We start from the raw sequence: 15568 nt of genomic DNA, 5'->3' as shown, positions 1-15568 counted from the left end.
ACTGTTACGGGATGTACTTCTTTTGCACCGCACCCATCCCGCATGCTATAATCGCCTATCAGACCTGCTCCTACCCCAAGGTGACAGATATGGCTCGCACTGCGCCGAACCAGCGAATGACTCTGCGTGCCCAATTGCAGGCGCTCTTTCAGTATGCCAGCGAAGCTGATCTGGATGCTCAGATTGATATGCTGCTCGCGGAGGTGCTTGAGGAGACGCCCATCACCGCGACACAGCCCAGCATCCCGTGCGAACAGAACGAAGATAACCGGATTGTTGTCACCGGCATGGGAGTGGTTTCACCCTTTGGGGTAGGAACCGAGTGTTTCTGGGAGGGGCTGTCGCGTGGGCAGAGTGCGGTGGGCCGGATTACCCATTTTGATCCGAGTAATTTTCCGTGCCAGGTTGCAGCCCAGGTGCCCGACTTCACCCCCCAGGCGTTTATGGATGTGCGCGAGGCGCGCCGGATGTCGCGGGCTAGCCAGTTTGCGGTGGCAGCGGCGCGTATGGCGGTGGACGCGGCAGGCTTGCGGATTGATGCCGGTACCCGCGATGAGATTGGTACCCTGATTGCCTCTAGCACGATCTCGATGCCCGATGTGGAGCAGGCGGTGATCACGATGATGCAGCGTGGCCCGCTGAAGATTAGCCCCTTCTTCATCCCCTCGGCGGTACCGAATATGCCATCGAGCCAGGTGGCGATCCAGTTGGGGCTGCGCGGCTACATCTCGGCGATCAGCACCGCCTGTGCCGCGAGTTCGCAGGCGATTGGCGAGGCGGCAGAGGTCATCCGCCGGGGCGATGCCGAGGTGATGTTGGCGGGTGGGGCCGAGGCTCCGATCAGTGCGCTCAGCCTCGGTTCCTTCTCGGTCATTCGCGCCCTCAGCACCGGCTTCAATACCGATCCGGCACGTGCCTCGCGGCCCTTCGATCTGCTGCGCGATGGCTTTGTTTCGGCTGAAGGGGCTGGAGTGCTGGTGCTTGAACGCCGCTCTAGCGCCCGTCGGCGCGGGGCCACCATCCTCGCCGAGATCCTCGGCTATGCCGCCCAATCCGATGCCTACCACGTCACCGCACCCGACCCGGAGGGAGCCGGGGCGATCCGGGCAATGCGCCGCGCACTACACCGCGCCAAGATCAATCCACAGCAGGTGGACTATATCAATGCCCACGCGACCTCCACCCCAGCCGGCGATCTGGCCGAAACCAAGGCAATCAAACAAGTCTTTGGTGAATATGCCTCTAGCGTGCCAATCAGTTCCAACAAGTCCATGATCGGCCACCTCACTGGCGCTGCCGGAGCGGTCGAGGCCGCCGCGACGATCCTGGCCATGCGCCACAGCCTGATCCCGCCGACGATCAATCTGGAGCAGCCCGATCCGGCCTGTGATCTGGACTATGTCCCCAATGTGGCGCGCCCAGCCAACATTCAGGTGGCGCTCTCCAACTCATTCGGCTTTGGTGGCGTCAATTCGGTGCTGGTCTTGCGGAAGATGTAACCCCCTATGCCCTGGACAATCATCGGCCACGAGTGGGCCGTCAACCAACTCCAACACAGTATGCTGGCCGGAAGCGACGCCCATGCCTACCTCTTCAGTGGGCCAGCCGGGCTAGGCAAGGCGCTGCTCGCGCTCCAGATGGCCCAGGCGCTCAACTGCGAGGTGACACCGGGCGAGCCGTGCCAGGAGTGCTGCTCATGTCGGCGCATTGCGCGTGGCAATCACCCCGATGTGCGAATTGCCGGGATGGCGACCCAAGGGGCCGCGCTCAAGGCCGAGGAAGCGGCGCGCCAAAAGGAACTCAAGATCGCCACCATCCGCGAGTGGCAACGCGACATCAGCCTGCGCCCCTACGAGGGCCGCCGCCGGGTGTTCATCCTCCACGACGCCGAGCGGCTCAACGAGGAATCCTCCAACGCCATGCTCAAGACGCTGGAGGAACCACCCGACTACGCGACGATCATTCTGGTGGCCAACAGCCCCGACCTGCTGCCCACGATTGTCTCGCGCTGCCGCGTGCTGCGCCTGCGCCCGCTCCCCCGCCGTCAGGTCACCGAGGCACTGATTGCTCGCCACCTCGTTGCTGAAGAGGCGGAACTGCTGGCCGCATGGAGCTACGGACGCATCGGCTGGGCACTCCACGCCATCGCCAACCCGGAGCGCATCGCCGCCCGCCAGGAGCAACTCAGTGCCCTCCTCGCCCTCGCAGGCCAAGGGCGCGGGGCGGGGCTACGCTGGGCCGAACAGCGCGCCAAGGAGTATCGCAACGGCGAACAGGAGAGTGTCTTTGGCTGGCTCGAACTGTGGCAAAGTTGGTGGCGCGATGTGCTACTGGTAGCCACCGGCTGCGAGGCGAGTGTGGTCAACATAGACCGCCGTCACGAACTGAGTACCATCGCCACCCGCCATAACGTCCCCGCCATTCATGCCTTCGTGCAGCGCATCGGCACGGCGGCCCAACAACTGCGCGAGAATGGCAACCCCCAGTTGGTGCTGGAGAATGTGGTGTTGCACCATCCTTAGATGGTGCAACACTACCTCCAATGGAGGGTCTGGGGCTGCGCCCCAGATCTGCTTTTTTCTCATACGTTGGCGGCTACGCCGCCAACGTATGAGAAAAAAAGTTCTTCGGGGGCGGCGCAGCCTCCCCCGAACCTCCACCGTGAGGCGTAACTTCATGCGTATGGGAAGGGGGCGGCTGCGCCGCCAAAAACTTAGCCCAGCATCCCCACAATCACCAAAATCACCCCCAAAACCCCCGAACCACCTGCCGCATAGTAGAGGTTACGCGACCAGAACGCCGCCGAACTAGCCAACTCCTGCTCGCTCTTGCGGCTGATCATAAAGCGGTGTTTGGAATCTCTGGGGTGCTTGCCAATCGCCACCGAACCCTGACGATCTACCGCGCAGCCCAAAATATAGACCTTGGTGCCGACGGCCAAACTCTGCTCAACATGCGACTGGCCCAGCGTGCGGGTCGCACCCGTCCAGGGCTTCTCATCCTGATCAAAGCGCTTGCCTGTCTCCACCAGATCCAGATCGGCCCCTTCGGGCAGCACCAGCGTCTGGCCGGTCTCATCACGGATCGAGAACTTGATCCGGCGATCCTCGCTGCGCAGTTGCTCACTCCGCCGCTGGACGCTGGTTTCACGCTTGCCCTCCGAGTCAGTCTCGGTGACACGTTCCTCATACTCGCGTGACTGGGTATAGAGATAGGCCACGCAGGGTTGCCCCGACACCGGGCCTTTGAGCGGTGAATCACACTCAATGACGCCCTCGATCTCACACGGCTGTGCCCAGCCATCGCCACCCAGCGTACTGGTAATTTTACGATGCACCTCGGACAGCAGTTGGGCCGTATAGGTGTCCGCCGCGTTCATTGCGTGGAGCGCATTGGCCTTCGAGCGCGCCACGAAGAAGCAGATCACCGCGACGATCAGCAGAACGATGCCGCTGATAACCATAGGGGTTGCTCCATTTTCAACAAGCCGGGAGCGCACCACCTGCACTCCCAGAAGGAGACCAGCGGGTGTTATTCCTTCTTGCCGAAAAGCCCACCTAGCGTACTCGTCACGGTATTCATCATCTCTGACGCCGCGCTCACATCACTATTCACGACACCATCAAGCTGGGCTGCGAGCGGCTCCGGCAACTTCTCCTTGAGAAAACCAATCACCGTATTCAAGGCACCCTGGGCCTGCTCCTCACTAATGCCGGTCTTCTCCTGAATCAGTTGGACAAGCGTCTTGCTCATAAATAACTCCTTCTTGTGGGGGCGGGTTCCTGCACGGGTTTAGTATAACAGACCTCATAGGGGATGTGGGTTGGTTCCTCTTAATCTTCGTCTTCAGCAGCAAGTATCCCGCTGATTGCGTGGTACAGGGCATCCAGGTGATTTTCGACGACATCCCAGATGATCACGAGGTTAACACCAAAATACTGATGGATAACAATATCGCGCAAACCTGCAATTTTCCGCCAATCAATGGTAGGAACCAAATCGCGCTGTATTTGGGGAATATGTTTTGTTGCTTCACCGATGATCTCAAGATTACGCACCACGGCATCAATCCTCATCTCATCAGTGCGGAAGGTGGTAAAGTCAATCCCACTGGTATAACGGCGAATCTTCTGGATCGCCTCCAGAATATCATCCAGATAAAGGCGATAATCCCTCGACATAGAGAACCTCTCGCAGAATAACCGGACGAATCCGGGGCTTGATGCTATCAATCAAGACCAAATCAACAGAAGAGCCAAAGCGATCTTCCAGCCAGAACTTGAGGTTCATGTAGCTGTCGAACGAGGGATGCTCCAGATCCGTGAGAAAATCCATATCACTATCAGGACGAGGAGTTCCATGCCGATACGAGCCAAACAGACCTAGCGAGCGCACACCGAGAGATTGGAGTTGTGCCCGATGACGGGCCAACTCGGCCAAAACATGAGTAGCTGTCCATATTGGTGGAGACATACCACCTCCCCACTTTTGCTTATGCACCACATATTCAGCGTACCAAACGATAGTCCAAACTGCAATATGGGTGCAATCATGCCTTACTATCTTGACTATATTCAAGAAAAGAGATATAGTACCGCCAAGATCACCAACCACGAGGCCATCCATGCCGACTACCGCAGCGCCCCAAAATCTTATCGCCACCACCTTCAAGATCCTGGCGCACCCGATCCGCATCGCCATCCTCGATCTCTTGCGCGATGGCGAGCAGTGTGTCTGCCACCTTGAGGCCCATCTGGGCAAGCGCCAAGCCTACATCTCACAACAACTCGCCCTCCTGCGTAGCGCAGCGATCATTAGTGACCGGCGCGATGGCATGAATAGCTACTACCGCGTGGTGCGCCCGGAGATCTACACCCTGCTCGATGCGGCTCGCACGATCAACCAGATCCCCATACCATCTCCCATGCCGCGTGCGAACGCCTGTGACTGCCCGAAATGTATCAGTGAATAAGGATGGGTCTACCATGCGCAACGTCAAAGTACTCGGTTCGGGATGTGCCAACTGCAAGCGGCTAGAAGGCTTGGTGCACAAAGTGGTCGCCGACCACGGCCTCCAGGTTGAGGTAGAAAAAGTGACCGACTATGCCCAGATGATGCGCTGGAACATCATGCGCACGCCGGGGTTGGTCGTAGATGATACGCTCGTCGCGGCAGGCCGCATCCCCAGTGAGGCCGAGATCCTTGGCTGGCTCAAGGCAGGGGTTTAGGAGCAATTCTCCGGCATGCTTTCTTAGCGCGAAGAAGCCTTGGGAAAACTGAAATGTGTTGCGGTGGCTTCGGCAGGCTCAGCCACCGCCACCGCGCCGCTGGCTGAGCTTGTCGAAGCCATGTGGCGCATCCCGGATTTTTTCGTGCGAACCATTCTTCTTGGGGGCACTAGCCCCCATTCTTATCAGGTTATATATTCATTCTTTTGAATATAAGGAATCTCCATGGAACAGAGTATAACCACCCAACCCCAGCCAACCTACCGCGTCTGGTGGATCGTCAGTGCCGCCGCACTGCTCTGGCTGCTGGCCTACAACCTGATCCAGCCGCTGGCCGAATGGCTCACCTATGGACTATTGGGCCTCGAACATGGCTCGCACTTGGGCGAGTCGCTGGCCTTCTTCCTCTACGACGTACCCAAGATCCTGCTGCTCCTCAGCGGCATGATCTTCCTGATCACCACCGTGCGCTCCTTCTTCAGTGCCGAACGCGCCCGCGCTCTGCTCGGTGGGCGGCGCGAAGGTGTGGGCAACATCTTCGCCGCCGGATTAGGCGTGCTCACCCCCTTCTGCTCCTGCTCGGCGGTGCCACTCTTCATCGGCTTTGTCGAATCGGGCATCCCGCTGGGTGTCACCTTCTCCTTCCTCATCGCCGCCCCCATGGTCAACGAGGTCGCCCTGGTGATGCTCTTCGGCATGTTTGGCTGGCGGGTCGCATTGCTCTACCTCGTGGCCGGATTGAGCGTGGCCATCATTGCCGGAGTCGTGATTGGACGCCTGAAGATGGAGCAGCATGTCGAAGACTTTGTCTGGCAGATCAAGGGTGGCGGGGGCAGTGTGGCTGAAGAACACCTCACCTGGAACGACCGCTTTACCCAGGCGTGGGCGAGCACCCGCGAGATCGTGGGCAAGGTGTGGCTCTATGTGGTAATCGGGATTGCCGTCGGCGCGGGGATTCACGGCTACGTCCCCCAAGATGCCCTTGCCGGGGTGATGGGTTCCGATGCTTGGTGGTCGGTGCCGGTGGCAGTGCTGCTCGGCATTCCACTCTACTCCAACGCCGCCGGAGTCATCCCGGTCGTCCAAGCCCTCATGGCCAAGGGCGCAGCACTCGGCACCGTCCTCGCCTTTATGATGGCGGTGGTGGCGCTGAGCCTACCCGAAATGATCATCCTGCGCCGCGTGCTCAAGCCGCGCCTGATCGCCACCTTTGTGGGGGTGGTCGGGCTAGGCATCATTGGGATTGGGTACTTGTTTAATCTGGTGATGTGAAGAGGGGAAAGGGGAGAAATGGCGGGCAGGGAGGGATTCGAACCCTCGACAGCATTGCTGCTGTACGGCATTTCCAGTGCCGCGCACTAGACCGGACTATGCGACCTGCCCATCGAACCGGGGAAAATCTTACCATAGGGCGGCATTATACGCAACTTCGGAAAAATGATGTATGGTGGTGTTTGGCGGCTGCGCCGCCAAACACCACCATACATGAGATCTACTCAACCGTATACTCGCCCTCGACCACACCATCTTCCTTCTTGGTGCTGCTACCAGCGCCCTGGGGCGCACCTTCACTGTAGGCGCTCTGCGAAATCGCATACATCGCCTGCTGCAACTGGTTGGTCAGCCCCTCAATGCGCTCGCGGTTCTCCTGTACCACCGCCTCGCGCAGATCCTTGATCAGCCCCTCGACCCGCCCCTTCTCGATGCTGTCCACCTTGTCGCCCAGGTCGGCCAGGGTCTTCTCGCTCTGGTACGCGAGGCTATCGGCCTGGTTCTTCATCTCGACCAGCTCGCGGCGTGCCTTGTCCTCCTCGGCATGCATCTGGGCATTGCGCACCATCCGCTCCACCTCGTCCTTGTTCAGGTTGGTGCTGGCGGTAATCGTGATCCGCTGCTCCTTGCCGGTGGCCTTGTCCTTGGCCGAGACGTGCAGGATGCCGTTGGCATCAATGTCGAAGGTGACTTCGATCTGTGGCACGCCACGCGGTGCCGCTGGGAGACCCTCGAGCCGGAAGCGCCCCAGGGTCATGTTGTCGCCCGCCATCTCGCGCTCGCCCTGGAGGATGTGGATGTCCACCGCCGTCTGACCGTCGGCAGCCGTGCTGAAGATCTCGCTCTTCTGGGTCGGGATGGTGGTGTTGCGATCAATCAGCTTGGTCATCACCCCGCCGAGGGTCTCGACACCCAACGAGAGCGGGGTGACATCAAGCAGCACCACGCCCTTGACATCGCCACCGAGCACGCCGGCTTGGATGGCCGCACCCACCGCAACCACCTCATCGGGGTTGACGCTCTTGTTCGGCTCTTTGCCGATCAGCTTGCGTACCAACTCCTGCACGACTGGCATGCGCGTTGAGCCACCGACCATCACCACCTCTTGGATGTCGCTGGCCTTCAGTCCTGCATCCTTGAGCGCCTGAATCACCGGCCCGCGCAGCCGCTCGGTGAGCGCCGCCGTCAGTTGCTCAAACTTGGCGCGGCTGAGGCGCATCGCCAAGTGCTTGGGGCCACTCGCATCAGCGGTGATGAAGGGCAGGTTGATCTCCGTCTCGCTGACGCTCGACAGCTCCATCTTGGCCTTCTCAGCCGCCTCCTTGAGCCGCTGGAGCGCCTGACGATCCTTGCCCAGATCAATCCCCTGATCCTTGCGGAATTCATCCACGATCCAGTCCACAATCGCCGCATCGTAGTCATCACCACCCAGGTGGGTATCGCCGTTGGTGGCGCGCACTTCAACGACGCCATCGCCCACTTCGAGTACCGAGACATCAAAGGTACCACCACCTAGGTCGAAGACCAGGATCGTCTCGTCCTTCTTCTTGTCCAGGCCATACGCCAGCGCGGCAGCGGTCGGCTCGTTGATGATGCGCAGCACCTCAAGGCCCGCGATCTTCCCGGCGTCCTTGGTGGCCTGACGCTGGGCGTCGTTGAAGTAGGCAGGTACGGTGATCACCGCCTGCGTCACTGGCTCGCCCAGGTAGGCTTCGGCATCGGCCTTGATCTTCTGGAGCACCATGGCCGAGATCTCCTGCGGCGCATAGTCCTTGCCCGTCTGCGGGACGGCAATCCGCACATCAGCACGCGCACCCTTGGCGACCTTAAACGGCACAATCTCGCGCTCGCTCGTGGTATCGTCATAGTCGCGCCCGATGAAGCGCTTGACCGAATAGAGCGTATTCTCCGGGTTGATCGTCGCCTGGCGCTTGGCGGTCTGGCCAACCAGACGCTCGCCATTCTTGGCAAAGGCGATAACCGATGGAGTAGTACGATTGCCCTCGGCGTTGGGGATCACGACGGCATCGCCGCCCTCCATCACCGCCACACACGAGTTGGTCGTTCCCAAGTCAATACCAACAATCTTAGCCATTATCTTCTCCTCCAATAGAGTTGTGTCGTCAATTCATTGTGAGCCAACCCATACGGCTGGCCGCTACTTCCTTACCCTAGTGTACAGGGTTTGCGCATGTGGCACACTAGCGGCATATTAGAGTTGTGTATGAATCTTTGTTGGGGGTAGTATAATGTCAAGACTATAGATACAGAAATGAGAGTAAGGAGGTTCTCAATGAATCTGACTGCTGTCTACGTGCGTCAGGGAGAATGGATTGCTGCATGGATTGCCGAGATGCCCGGTGTCAATACCCAAGCAGTAACGATGGAAGAGGCGCGTGTAAATCTACGAGATGCACTAGAGATGATGTTAGAAGATCTACGCGCTGAGACCGAGTCGGAACTGGTAGGGCAAGAGGTCATTGAGCGCGAAGTTTTGCCATTGGCGGCATAGAAATTCCAGAACCATAGCATCATCCCACCACCCCCGCCTTCAACAACAACGCCCGTGCCTGTGGGCCAGCCAGGAAGTCGTAGAGGGCTTGAACCGCCCATGGCAGGCTGCGCTCGCGCAGCCGCACGAGGCACCACTCCTGCTGAAGCGTTTGCCCCGCCAGATCAATCTGCCCCAACCCATCATTGCGCTCCGGCAGGCAACTGCTCGGTATGAAGGCCAACCCCATCCCCGCCCGCACCCCCTGAAGCAGTGCGGTGATGCTGTCGCTCTCCAGGCTCACCCGCAGATCGGTGGGCGCAACGCCGCGCCGCCGTAGGCTCTCTTCGATCACCCGGCGCAAGGGCGACCCTGCCCGTGGCAGGAGCAGTGCTTCTTCGCGCAATACCCCCGGTGGCACCTGCTCTTGTTTGAGGAGTGGGTGGCTGGTGGGGGCCACCAGCACCAGTGCTTCGCTGCCCAGCGTTACCACTTCATTGCCGCGCCGCCGCTGCGGCTCCTCCACAAAGAGTAGCGCGATGCGCCGCTCGCCGAGGCCATCGAAGAGGCTCTCGGTGGGGGCGATCTCTAATTCCAAATTGACCGACGGGAACTGAGTGTGGAATTCGGCCAACAGCCGGGGCAGTAGGCGCTCGCCACTACTCGGCGTACAACCAAGCACCACTCGCCCAGTAACGTGGCCGCGTAGGGCGCTAATATTCTCCGCCGCCCGTTCAGCCAACGTCACCAGTTCGCGGGCGCTGGGCAGCAACTCCTCCCCGGCATGGGTCGGGAGCATACGCTGGCCCACCCGCCGAAAGAGACGCACATGCCCTAGCTGCTCCTCCAACGCCCGGATCTGCTGGCTCACCGCCGGTTGCGACATGTGCAACTTCTGGGCCGCCGCTGAGTAACTCCCCTCATCAACGACGGCCAGAAAGGTGCGCAGGTGGAAGGTACTCAGCACGTCCTAATGCCCCTAAATGCGTAACACATCACACTTCTTCTCGTATCCAGGTGTTGACGCAAAGACGCCAAGGCGCAAAGTCTTGAATAGTATAATCAATCACAACCTTTGCGTCTTCGCGTCTTTGCGTCAAGAAAGGCTGCGCTTACTTAGTCATGCTGTCCGGCACTGTTGAACCACGCAGTTGGACGGGCTTGCTCTTCGATTTTATCTGGAGGTTGAGCACTTCAACCAACACCGAGAAGCCCATCGCAAAGTAGATATAACCCTTGGGGATGTGGAATTCGAGGCTCTCGGCCACCAACGAGAAGCCGATCAGCAGCAAGAAACTGAGCGCCAGCATCTTGACGGTGGGGTGGCGATTGACAAACTCGCTCAGCGGGCCAGCCAGAACCAACATCACCCCCACCGCGATGACCACGGCGGTGATCATCACCCACAGCGCATCGGCCATGCCCACGGCGGTGATCACCGAGTCGAGCGAGAAGACCACATCCAGCAACAAGATCTGGATGATCACCGAGGCGAACGAGGCTTTGCCACTCGTCTCGGCGTGGCTCTCGTCACCCTCCAACTTCTCGTGGATCTCGTGGGTCGCCTTGTAGATCAGGAAGAGTCCACCTGCCAGCAGGATCAGACTGCGCCCGGAAAATTCGTGGTGCAAGACCTCAAAGAGCGGCTTGGTCAGGCTGGCGATCCAGCTAATCGAGAGCAGCAGCAGAATACGGGTGATCAGCGCCAGACCCAGGCCCGTCTGACGCGCCTTGGCCTGTTGTTCAACCGGGAGTTTACCAGCGAGAATACTGATGAAGATGACGTTATCAACACCGAGGACAATCTCCAGAACCGTCAGCGTGAGCAGGGCGAGCATGTTTGAGGTAGTAAAGATCGCGTCCATAAACGTTTGGTGCGTTCCTTCAGGATATGGCCCGCCCATAGTTGGCGAGCAGTGCCTATTGTACCAAAAATCTTGAACATCGTCTTTGGGGTGGTGCCTCAAACAATACCAAAAAAAGATCTTCGGGGGCGGTTTTGCCGCCCCCGAAGATCTTCCGTCATCCCTACTTACTCCGCCAGCGCCACCTGCACCACCCCGCGCGCACGCGGGGTCGCATCAGCCGTCATGGCCCACAGTTCCGCCTCGACAAGTTGCGGGGGGGCTTCGGGAGCTACGGCGGTGATCATGCCCCCAAAGCCAAGCGCATCGCCGGGATGGGTCGGGCCAAGGAAGCGTGTACTGAGGCTACGCAGCCCTAACGGCCCAGCCAAGGCGGTGGCGAGGCGCGCCATTTGGCCCATCACCAACATACCGTGGGCGATCACCCCATCCATGCCCAGCGAATGGGCATATTCCGCATCGGTATGCAGCGGATTATAGTCGAGTGAAGCCGCCGCATAGCGCACCATATCTTCGGCCAATAACGACGGTGCGTGGAAGGTGGGCAAGATCACCCCGATTGCAAGCTCGCTCACAGGGGGCAAGACCGTCGCTCCTGGCAGTGGGGTAGGTGATACGCTCGCCGGAGGTTGGAGTGGCGGGACGGGCAGCGCGTTGTAATCCGGGCGCACCACCGCAACCAAACGGTCGGTGATCGCCAACACACCGTGCTGGTTCACCAACTGAGTTTCGAGCGTCAGCAGATCGAAGGGGCCAGACTGGCCGTGCTTATGCACAATACTGGTAATCTCCACCGTGGCGGTGAGCGTATCGCCGGCATAGACAGGGACGTGGTAGGAATAGTGTTGTTCGCCATGCAGCATACGCGGGAGGACGGCATGGATTTCGGCCAGTTCATGGAGGAGCGCCACGTTGGCCCACAGGCCATAGCATGTGGCCAGCGTCGGCGGCGCGGGCAGATCGGGCAACCCGGCGGCCTGCGCCGCAGCAAGATCATGGTAGCAGGGATGCAACTCACCCACCGCAGCGGCCAACTGAGAAATACGCTCCCGCTCAACGGGGTAGACATAGGGGCCAAAACGGCGGCCCAAGTGTTCGGTACTGATCATGACTGCTCAATCTCGTTGATGGCCTCACGCGGGGCAATCCCCTTGGTGATCACCCGCACGAGGCCGGGGAGGTAGGTGTCCATCAGTCGAACTGCGGGGTAGATGGTATTCCGAATCAGGCGCTCGGTGAGAATCTCACCCTCAAAGTCAATACTCGACTTACAGCGCACCTCCCCGCTCCGATAGTCTAACTCGAAGTTCCCGATGTAGGTACCATAATTGGCGCGCATCAAAAACTCAGCCGCTGCCGCCATGGTTGCCGGAGGCACCACCAAAGGGGCCAGCGCATAGCAGATCAGTTGCTGTGCCTCGGTACGCAATTCGGCCAAACAGGTGATGTTTCCATGCTCGCCCACATAGGTCAACGCAAACGCCCGTCGGCCCACGATCCGTTGTGGTCGCCATCCGTCGGCGGTCAGGAAGGTCGCCAAGGTTGCCAGGGCGTTCGGCCCGGTAGAAGGCTCCGCTGATGAATCGCCCATCGCCAGCTCCTTTGCATAGCGTTGACGCAGGATGTCGAGATTGGTGCGTGGCGTGTGCCACATTCCATCATATGCCCATAGTACCGCAGCCAATGCAGGCATGTCAAAGGCTCCTGCCATATGGCAGGAGCCTTTGAGAAGGGATCGGGCGTCACCGTTGGTGGCGGATCTTAATGAGCCTCACCAGCGGTGACACCCATACGCTTACTATTCATGGGCATCACCTCCTTCGTGCCTGTATGGCATGTGTTGAATGTGCCGACATAGGTACTATAACGAGTTTTTTCGGGGGTGTCAAGACGGATTTTGCGTCTCTACAGGGCATGTGCAAAGTCATTGGGGCTGCGCCCCAAACCCCAATTTTTGTTGTTTTTTGGCGGCGAAGCCGCCAAAAAACAACAAAAAAGATCTTCGGGGGCGGCGAAGCCGCCCCCGAACCCCCACCGGAGGTGACTTTGCACATGCCCTGTGCGGCTCTACGGGGTCGAAATGGTTGGGGTGGCGGTGGCCGGTACCGGCGTGCGCAATAACGACGGGATGATCAACGTATGGCCGGGCTGAAGTGAGTTGGGATCGGTGATTCCGTTGGCGGCAGCCAGCGCCTCAACACTAGTGTTGAAGCGCTCGGCCAAGCCGCTCAGTGTATCGCCTGCCTGCACAGTGTAGAGGGCCGCAGCGGTTGCGGAGGGGCGTACCTCACTCGCATAGGCCGTCGCCGTGGCATCAATATCGAGCGTCGGGGCAGGAATAATATCGAGCACAGCGGGGAGGGTGGGCAGATTGCGCGGTGGCGGTTCCGGCAGGGTACAGCCAACCAGCAGCATGCAGATCCCTAGTATCGCTGCGATAGAATAGATGGAAGAACTTCGCGGGCAATGTGCCACTCTAGACACGGTGAATACTCCCTAAGTCTTGGTCTATAAAGATCAACACGTAAGGGCGGCCCATGCCGCCCCTCTACACAACTATTGCTCCGACCCGTTGCTATACTGAACGGTAGGATACCAGTGCCGATTCCTGATCCGGGTAGATCTTAAAGAGTGTATCAAAGCGGCTCTTGCGGAAGATCTCGGCAATTTGGGGCTGCAATCCAGCCAAGCGGAGATCGCCACCCAAGGGCTGAACCGCCTTCAGGTTGGTGAGCAGCATCCGCAAGGCAAGGCTGGCCACAAAATCCACATGGCTCATGTCGGCAATCACCTTGCCCTTGTGGTTAGTGACGATCTCTTTCAGGTTGTTTTCGATCGCAGCAACTCCCACAGCATCAAGGCGGGCAGGTAACGCAATTACCAGAACATCGTCAATGTGCTCTACATTCACGGGAGAGACCCCTTTCCACATCAAGGGTGCAGCGCAGCGGAGCTTTCAGGGTTTCTATTATAGCATGTGCCCTTGTGTCTATGCCTCGCGGGTAATGATCATGAGTGTCATGTCATCAGCCTGGGGTGCCCCTTCGGCATAAGCGTCCACTTGGGCAATAATCATGGAGACAAGATTCTGTGCCCCTAAGTAGCCATCTTCGCGCAGCACATCATGGAAGCGATCATCGCTAAAGGGTTGCCCAGCCGAATTCATGGCCTCGGTGATGCCATCGCTAAAGAGAATCAGCCGGTAGCCCGGCTCGACACAGGTGCGCTGCGATGGAAAGGTCTGGTTGGCCATGATGCCGATGGGCAGCGTGGCTTCCGGCAGTTCATACAGGTTCTCGCACTGAGCATCAAGCAGCAGCGGCGGGTTGTGGCCGGCATTCACATAGACCAGATCGCCATTCTTGGGGTCGAGCACGGCATAGAAGAGCGTGACGAACATGTTGTTGTCGCCATGTTCGCGGCAGATGTAGTCATTCACCAACCAGAGTGCCCCGGTGAGGATACTCTCGGCATCCAGTACCGCCCCACCCTGGAAGATCCACGGCGCTTGGGAGGCGGCCCGCAGCAACGAGCGGCTGAGCGCCACAAAGAGTGCGGCGGTGACCCCCTTGCCGCAAGCGTCGGCCACCACCAAGCCGATGCGTCCATCACTCAGTTCGATGCAGTCATAGAAATCGCCCCCCACCGCCTGGGCACCCCGGCTGTAAGCTCCGATCTCCCAACCAGGGAGTTGGGGGAGTTGACGCGGTAGGAATGATTCTTGAATCTGGCGCGCCACGGCCATCTCTTGCTCCATCCGATTCAGGCGGATGAGATCGTTCTGGGCCGCTTTGAGTTGCTGGTAGGCTTTGAGCAGTTCATTATTTTTACGTTCGAGATCACTGATCATGCGCTGGTTGGTGTTGCGCACCCGCGTGGTACTGTTGCGTAGCACCCGCATGGCCAACTCCGGGTTGGCACCGATCATGGTCTTGAATTCCACTTCGGTGATGACAACAAGGTGGCAGGCACTGATCGCCCGCACGCTCGCTGAACGCGGGCTGCGATCAATCAGGGCCATCTCCCCCACAATATCACCGGCGTTGTAGACCTCCAGACGGTGCTCGGTACCATTGACGAAGATTAAGACCTCGACCGAGCCTTCGATGATGATGAAACAGTCGTAGCTCTCTTCTCCATGATGGAAGAGCATGTCGCCCGCAGCAAGGTGACGCTGTTCCATACTGGTGACCATCGAGTCAAGCTGTGCGGCGTCAAGGTGCATGAACCAGGGAATCGTGCGGAGGAGATCTTGCAACATTGATTTATGGCCCTTTGATCACGATCAATTCGTTCCATCCACTGGTTTCATCGTGGTGATAGGAGATCTGATCTGCGAATTCACGGACGAAGTAAAGCCCCAATCCCCCCACCTGACGCTCGTCCACTACATCAGTGCTTATATCGGGGTCGGGATGGTCGCGAGGATCAAACGGAGTCCCATGATCCCGAATAGTGATCCGCAACGTGTCTTGTTCGTAGCAGCACTGCAATTCTATCCGGCCACAACCCTGCTCACAGTAGCCATATTTGATAATATTGGTGGCGATCTCTTCGATCACTAAGCGCAACAAATAGCTCTGATCAGCCGTCAACCCTAGGTCAGCCTCAATCTGATCGGTGAAGGCCATGAGGGTTGCAATACTCGACCATTCGGCGGGTACTTCGATGGTGTGTTGCATCATGGTGATCCGTGGTGCGTGTCGGTACAC

The 15568-nt window shown here is 59.0% G+C and carries 19 protein-coding genes and 1 tRNA gene; 6 read left to right on the top strand and 14 right to left on the bottom strand.

The window, feature by feature from the left end; genetic code table 11:
- Positions 1-89: 89 nt before the first annotated feature.
- Both fabF and holB read left to right on the top strand, forming a co-directional pair.
- Positions 90-1499, top strand: a complete 1410-nt coding sequence (gene fabF / locus EKD03_RS00180) for a beta-ketoacyl-ACP synthase II (protein WP_129626078.1) — start codon at positions 90-92, stop codon at positions 1497-1499.
- A 6-nt stretch (positions 1500-1505) separates the two neighbouring features.
- Positions 1506-2522 carry a DNA polymerase III subunit delta' gene (gene holB / locus EKD03_RS00175; RefSeq protein WP_129626076.1) on the top strand — a complete coding sequence of 339 codons (1017 nt, stop codon included), beginning with the start codon at positions 1506-1508 and terminating at the stop codon, positions 2520-2522.
- 191 nt (positions 2523-2713) lie between these two features.
- Here the strand turns inward: holB and EKD03_RS00170 are convergent, their stop codons facing one another.
- The 4 genes from EKD03_RS00170 to EKD03_RS00155 all read right to left on the bottom strand — a co-directional run bounded on the left by EKD03_RS00170 (position 2714) and on the right by EKD03_RS00155 (position 4473).
- Positions 2714-3463 (bottom strand): E3 ubiquitin ligase family protein, encoded by a 750-nt coding sequence (locus EKD03_RS00170; protein WP_129626074.1) that lies wholly within the window; start codon positions 3461-3463, stop codon positions 2714-2716.
- Between the two features lie 68 nt (positions 3464-3531).
- Positions 3532-3753, bottom strand: coding sequence for a DUF2267 domain-containing protein (locus tag EKD03_RS00165; RefSeq protein WP_129626072.1), 222 nt, complete (start codon positions 3751-3753; stop codon positions 3532-3534).
- 80 nt (positions 3754-3833) lie between these two features.
- Entirely contained in the window at positions 3834-4181 is a 348-nt protein-coding gene (locus tag EKD03_RS00160; RefSeq protein WP_129626070.1) for a HepT-like ribonuclease domain-containing protein, read from the bottom strand.
- Positions 4150-4473, bottom strand: a complete 324-nt coding sequence (locus EKD03_RS00155) for a nucleotidyltransferase family protein (RefSeq protein WP_129626068.1) — start codon at positions 4471-4473, stop codon at positions 4150-4152. Before EKD03_RS00155 ends, EKD03_RS00160 begins: the two co-directional genes overlap by 32 nt.
- Before the next feature lie 151 nt (positions 4474-4624).
- On the opposite strand from EKD03_RS00155, the gene EKD03_RS00150 reads away from it, so the two are divergent.
- The 3 genes from EKD03_RS00150 to EKD03_RS00140 all read left to right on the top strand — a co-directional run bounded on the left by EKD03_RS00150 (position 4625) and on the right by EKD03_RS00140 (position 6500).
- On the top strand, positions 4625-4972 hold the full coding sequence (locus EKD03_RS00150; protein ID WP_129626066.1) for an ArsR/SmtB family transcription factor: 348 nt from the start codon (positions 4625-4627) through the stop codon (positions 4970-4972).
- Positions 4973-4985: 13 nt separating this feature from the next.
- Complete coding sequence (locus tag EKD03_RS00145) at positions 4986-5228, top strand: thioredoxin family protein (RefSeq protein WP_129626064.1); 243 nt, start codon at positions 4986-4988, stop codon at positions 5226-5228.
- A 225-nt stretch (positions 5229-5453) separates the two neighbouring features.
- Positions 5454-6500, top strand: a complete 1047-nt coding sequence (locus EKD03_RS00140; protein WP_129626062.1) for a permease — start codon at positions 5454-5456, stop codon at positions 6498-6500.
- Between the two features lie 19 nt (positions 6501-6519).
- On the opposite strand, the gene EKD03_RS00135 is transcribed toward EKD03_RS00140, so the two are convergent.
- Positions 6520-6611: transfer RNA gene (locus EKD03_RS00135), tRNA-Ser, on the bottom strand.
- 109 nt (positions 6612-6720) lie between these two features.
- Positions 6721-8595: a molecular chaperone DnaK gene (dnaK, locus tag EKD03_RS00130; protein WP_129626060.1), complete on the bottom strand. Its 1875-nt coding sequence runs from the start codon at positions 8593-8595 to the stop codon at positions 6721-6723.
- A gap of 198 nt (positions 8596-8793) precedes the next feature.
- Between dnaK and EKD03_RS00125 the strand changes: the two genes are divergently transcribed.
- Positions 8794-9012, top strand: coding sequence for a type II toxin-antitoxin system HicB family antitoxin (locus EKD03_RS00125; RefSeq protein WP_174842784.1), 219 nt, complete (start codon positions 8794-8796; stop codon positions 9010-9012).
- Between the two features lie 19 nt (positions 9013-9031).
- Here the strand turns inward: EKD03_RS00125 and EKD03_RS00120 are convergent, their stop codons facing one another.
- The 8 genes from EKD03_RS00120 to EKD03_RS00080 all read right to left on the bottom strand — a co-directional run bounded on the left by EKD03_RS00120 (position 9032) and on the right by EKD03_RS00080 (position 15541).
- Positions 9032-9958 (bottom strand): LysR family transcriptional regulator, encoded by a 927-nt coding sequence (locus EKD03_RS00120; RefSeq protein WP_129626058.1) that lies wholly within the window; start codon positions 9956-9958, stop codon positions 9032-9034.
- A 145-nt stretch (positions 9959-10103) separates the two neighbouring features.
- Entirely contained in the window at positions 10104-10856 is a 753-nt protein-coding gene (locus EKD03_RS00115) for a TerC family protein (protein ID WP_129626056.1), read from the bottom strand.
- Between the two features lie 167 nt (positions 10857-11023).
- Positions 11024-11965, bottom strand: coding sequence for an FAS1-like dehydratase domain-containing protein (locus EKD03_RS00110; protein WP_129626055.1), 942 nt, complete (start codon positions 11963-11965; stop codon positions 11024-11026).
- A complete protein-coding gene (locus EKD03_RS00105; RefSeq protein WP_238613239.1) occupies positions 11962-12549 on the bottom strand; it encodes a YbjN domain-containing protein in 588 nt (195 codons plus the stop codon). Before EKD03_RS00105 ends, EKD03_RS00110 begins: the two co-directional genes overlap by 4 nt.
- A gap of 374 nt (positions 12550-12923) precedes the next feature.
- Positions 12924-13271 (bottom strand): LysM peptidoglycan-binding domain-containing protein, encoded by a 348-nt coding sequence (locus EKD03_RS00095; RefSeq protein ID WP_129626051.1) that lies wholly within the window; start codon positions 13269-13271, stop codon positions 12924-12926.
- 160 nt (positions 13272-13431) lie between these two features.
- Complete coding sequence (locus tag EKD03_RS00090; RefSeq protein WP_129626049.1) at positions 13432-13767, bottom strand: STAS domain-containing protein; 336 nt, start codon at positions 13765-13767, stop codon at positions 13432-13434.
- 78 nt (positions 13768-13845) lie between these two features.
- On the bottom strand, positions 13846-15117 hold the full coding sequence (locus EKD03_RS00085) for a PP2C family protein-serine/threonine phosphatase (RefSeq protein ID WP_129626047.1): 1272 nt from the start codon (positions 15115-15117) through the stop codon (positions 13846-13848).
- A gap of 4 nt (positions 15118-15121) precedes the next feature.
- On the bottom strand, positions 15122-15541 hold the full coding sequence (locus EKD03_RS00080) for an ATP-binding protein (RefSeq protein ID WP_129626045.1): 420 nt from the start codon (positions 15539-15541) through the stop codon (positions 15122-15124).
- Between the last annotated feature and the right edge of the window lie 27 nt (positions 15542-15568).

The organism is Candidatus Oscillochloris fontis, from assembly GCF_004138135.1.
GTDB classification, from domain to species: Bacteria; Chloroflexota; Chloroflexia; order Chloroflexales; family Chloroflexaceae; genus Oscillochloris; species Oscillochloris fontis.
This window is presented reverse-complemented; position numbering and strand designations above follow the sequence as displayed.